Source organism: Colwellia sp. BRX8-7, assembly GCF_014077275.1.
Lineage (GTDB): Bacteria > Pseudomonadota > Gammaproteobacteria > Enterobacterales > Alteromonadaceae > Colwellia_A.
Genome location: NZ_JACGVP010000050.1, coordinates 1 through 3135, shown reverse-complemented (window position 1 = coordinate 3135; position 3135 = coordinate 1). Strand labels below are relative to the sequence as shown.

The 3135-nt window shown below is 33.8% G+C and carries 3 protein-coding genes; all 3 read right to left on the bottom strand.

What is annotated here, in order from left to right; genetic code table 11:
* Positions 1-814 precede the first annotated feature (814 nt).
* The 3 genes from H4J57_RS19250 to H4J57_RS19240 all read right to left on the bottom strand — a co-directional run bounded on the left by H4J57_RS19250 (position 815) and on the right by H4J57_RS19240 (position 2475).
* Positions 815-1222 (bottom strand): hypothetical protein, encoded by a 408-nt coding sequence (locus tag H4J57_RS19250; protein WP_182243956.1) that lies wholly within the window; start codon positions 1220-1222, stop codon positions 815-817.
* A 110-nt stretch (positions 1223-1332) separates the two neighbouring features.
* Complete coding sequence (locus H4J57_RS19245; RefSeq protein ID WP_182243955.1) at positions 1333-1734, bottom strand: hypothetical protein; 402 nt, start codon at positions 1732-1734, stop codon at positions 1333-1335.
* A gap of 459 nt (positions 1735-2193) precedes the next feature.
* Complete coding sequence (locus tag H4J57_RS19240; protein ID WP_182243954.1) at positions 2194-2475, bottom strand: hypothetical protein; 282 nt, start codon at positions 2473-2475, stop codon at positions 2194-2196.
* Positions 2476-3135 lie beyond the last annotated feature (660 nt).

The window sequence follows — 3135 nt, the reverse complement described above, 5'->3', positions numbered from 1 at the left end:
CGAAGACGCCCTACAACGAATCAAAATATTTAGAAGCATTAAAACGAAGAGGATCGCCACTGTTAAAATTTGCAATAAATAGCTAAATTTTACTAGTTGTCCACCTCAGGGCGTGTTGTTAGGTGAACAATTCTGTAAATACAAAAACTTAAACCAAACTATCAAAAGAATATAACATTCGCCACTTTAAAAACACAAGGGCTGGATTTTGAGCCACAACACCTAAATTTCATAAGCAAATGCGCAAGGACTTTTTGTTTTTTGTAAAAGCCCGCAGACGCTATTTGCGGAGGTGACGTAGTATTTGGCGAAACACGCTAAACCACTTTAATTTAATACAAACTCTCAATTCAAATTGGCAAAAACTTTAAACAATAAAATGAAGTGGCGATTCAACCTAACGCCACATTAAGCGGCAAAAATTAGTTGGCTAAAATGTTGAACGAAGTGAAAACAGCCAACTGTTTTTTGTCTGTTTGAATGCCTTGTTATGCGATTTTTACATTACCATAAACCGCACAATTTATATAAATATTAGCGACATAAAATGCACATTAAAAAACTCACAGCATTGCGACACAATAAACCGCGAATTTTGAGCCACTAATCAAAAGTGAATTTACCACTTACCTGCTTCGGCGAAAAACTATTTAACCAAAAACTGAAATAGATTTAATTACGCGTAAATAACCAAGATAAAGAGAAGGCAATTACCACAATTACATTTAATCGAATTCGCAATGCCGCATAACGCCCCACTAAGAGGCAAATAATAGTTGGTTATAATAGAGAGCGAAGCGAACAAAACCAACTGTTATTTGTCCTGCTTGAGTGGCTTGTTATATGCCCGTTTGTACAATGCTTTAACTTTTAACGCAGGCTTGGACTTGTACAAAAGATAGATTGATATAAACAAACTTGGAATAAACAAAAACAAAAAAGCACCAGCGGATGCATTTTTAGCTTCAGGTGTGATTGCAACAATACATAAAGAACCACTAACAAGAAATGTTGAAATAAAAAACCTTTTCAAGAACCCTTGAACGCTTTTAAAGATATTATAACTTTGATAGAAAAGGAAGCCTCCAATAAGTGCAGCAAGCGTAAAAACCAAAAGCTTTTCAATCCTCTGATTTGAAACCAAAAGAAAAGCGACTCCGGGATACATCATTAAAATTGATAATGTAAAAGTTAATTTATAATCCAGTAGTTTAGAGTTCACCGAAGATCCTATAGGGCTTATAACGCCTTACTAAGCGGCGCGAAATTGTTGGCTAAAATGTACGAGGAACGAGTGCTAGCCAACTGTTTAGCGTCCGTTTGAGTAACTTGTTATATTGTATTTACACTAAAACCTTGATAATTAATAACCCACCCATTGTTCAAAGGGATATTACAATTAAACTGTTGAGATGTATAAATTAAATAAGGTGTGCAAAAATCTTTTTTGTAATCACCTTTAATAAAAGCAATATCATATTGTTTTTTAAACCGTTTAAGAGAGCCCATAAAATAAAGTCGAGAACCATCTTTAGTTTTAAATATTGGAGCAAGCTTTCGGTTTTTATATTCCCACGTTTTATCGTCACTTTCAGTGAAAGCGATATCCATGGTATTTAGCTCACTTGAGTGAGTTAAATAATAATAAGTAGCTTGAGCAGTATACGGAGGAAATGAATAAAAAATTCCAATTATTAATGCTAAAGCTAGTGATATTTTCCAATACATATTCATACAATATAACGCCACATTAAGCGGCAAAAATTAGTTGGCTAGAATGTTGAACGGAGTGAAAACAGCCAACTGTTTTTTGTCCGTTTGAATGCCTTGTTATGCGATTTTTACATTACCACAAACCGCACAATTTATATAAATATTAGCGACATAAAATATACATTTAAAAAAATCACAGCATTGCGACACACCAAACTGTGAATTTTGAGCCACTAATAAAAAGTGAATTTACCACTTACCTGCTTTGGCGAAAAACTATTTAACCAAAAACTGAAATAGATTTAATTACGCGTAAATAACCAAGATAAAGAAAAGGTAAATACCACAATTACATTTAATTGAATTCGCAATGCCGCATAACGCCCCACTAAGAGGCAAATGATAGTTGGTTATAATAGAGAGCGAAGCGAACAAAACCAACTGTTATTTGTCCTACTTGAGTGGCTTGTTATAAGTATTTTACTCTGACTCTGTTTTAGGTTTGATTAACAGTTTTAACAATATTTTTTCGATAGAATAAAAACATAAGGCCAAAACTGTATATAACCCTGTGCTTATTGCACCCCAAATAAAACCAGAATCGCTACTTGTATAAGGTAAACCTAACTCAGCATGACGTTCAATACTTGAATTAATTAAGTACCAATTTGCAAAAACAGCAAGTAAAAGAAATCCCGCTAAAATTTTGATAGATTTAAATTTATACTCTTTAATTATTAATTTGATCTCATCCGGTGACATATACACTCCCTTTTTGAATACTTATAACGCCACGTTAAGCGGCAAAAAATTGTTGGCTATAATGTGAACGAAGTGAAACAGCCAACTGTTTTTTGTCCGTTTGAACGCCTTGTTAGTTGTTGATAGTTAAACACATTTAACTCACCAACAACACATAAATTTAATTAGTGGAAGTGAGAGTTAAAAAACACCCACCGCAACTTTGCCACCCAACGTGAATTTGAGCCGTTTACACCTTTGCTAATTATTTAATCCTGCAAATTTAGGCGAAAACTGATAGCCAAAAACACAAAGCTACTTTATAAAACTTATAATTGAAACAACAAAGGAAGGAAACAAACACCAATCCTTTGATGTGAAATGCCACTGATTGAAAATAAATAATTCTCGAACTAGTTGCGGCAACTAACGCCCTATTAAGGGGCAAATGATAGTTGGCTAAAATGTGAAGCGGAGCGGAACTAGCCAACTGTTATTTGTCCCACTTGAATAGCTTGTTAGCAGAAACGTTAATTAAGAACATTTAAACCAACAAACACATAAATAGTTAATTGATGGAAGTGAGAAACAATAAACACCGCACCACTTCGCCACCAAACTTTAATTGATAAACAATAACAAAAAATGATTACCGATCAACTAAATACAAAAGATTACCAA